This is a genomic window from Anaerococcus lactolyticus ATCC 51172, from assembly GCF_000156575.1.
GTDB classification, from domain to species: Bacteria; Bacillota; Clostridia; order Tissierellales; family Peptoniphilaceae; genus Anaerococcus; species Anaerococcus lactolyticus.
Map to the genome: position 1 here is coordinate 16920 of NZ_GG666052.1, position 972 is coordinate 17891.

General features: G+C 28.2%; 3 protein-coding genes. All 3 read left to right on the plus strand.

Annotated features, from left to right (window positions below):
• Positions 1–349 (plus strand): Abi family protein (locus HMPREF0072_RS09100; RefSeq protein ID WP_004829713.1); only part of this gene is annotated, 349 nt, incomplete at its 5' end.
• A gap of 189 nt (positions 350–538) precedes the next feature.
• Positions 539–862, plus strand: coding sequence for a hypothetical protein (locus HMPREF0072_RS09105; RefSeq protein WP_002838912.1), 324 nt, complete (start codon positions 539–541; stop codon positions 860–862).
• Positions 863–972 (plus strand): Maff2 family mobile element protein (locus HMPREF0072_RS11405; protein WP_004829715.1); only part of this gene is annotated, 110 nt, incomplete at its 3' end.

The window sequence follows — 972 nt, forward strand, 5'->3', positions numbered from 1 at the left end:
TATGAAAAATGAAGATAAAAGTAAAATTGCAAAAGTCTTTCATACAGACTACCATTACTTTGAATCTTGGATAGAAAATTTTGCCTATATAAGAAATATATGTGCCCATTATGGCAGGCTATATGGAGCAAAGCTTACAAAATCACCAAAGCTATATAAAGAATATTTAAAAAAGAATATTTCAAACAACACAATATTTGCTACATTAGTAAATCTTAAAATAGTTTCTGAAGAAGAAAATTACAAAAAATTTTATCATGATCTAACGGAACTAATAGCAAGATATGAAAATATTGAACTAAGGCATGTTGGCTTTATAGAAAACTGGAAAGAATTACTAAAACCATAAAATTAAATAGAGAAATTTACACCGAAAAAAACATTTCGGTGTTTTTTTATGCCCAAAGGAGGAAGAATGAAATATATACGAGATGAGCCGAAAAAATAAGATACAGAGAAAAATGAAATATTAATGAATTAGAAGTAGAAGCGATAGAGAAAACTATCGTTTTTTTATGGAATAAAGGAGATAGAACAAATGGAAAGAGAAATGCTAAATATTAATGGAAATCTAGTAGGAGAAATAAAAACAACTGCAATAGATACAAAGGAAGGAGAAAAAGAAGTAGCTAACTTCACAATAGTTAGAAAGAACAAAGAAGAAGGAAAGGTTAAAAAAGAATATATCTACTGTAATCTCTACGGAGAAAAGGCAAAAAGTGTGAAGGAATTTAAAAGTGGAGAATACATCCATATTTTTGGATATTTTAAGGAAACAAAAAAAGAAGACAAGACATTTAAAAATTTTATAGTAAAGCACATAAATAAAATTGAAAAAGAAGAAAAAGAGGAGGAAATATAAATGGAATTTTTTACACAAGCAGTAAATGTATTAAAAATATTAGTTACAGCAATTGGTGCAGGGCTTGGAGCATGGGGTGTTATCAACCTGATGGAAGGTTATGGGAATGA

Bases quoted from the DNA above. Each gene is read 5' to 3' on its own strand.
- HMPREF0072_RS09105 (WP_002838912.1), top strand. From the start codon at position 539: ATGGAAAGAGAAATGCTAAATATTAATGGAAATCTAGTAGGAGAAATA.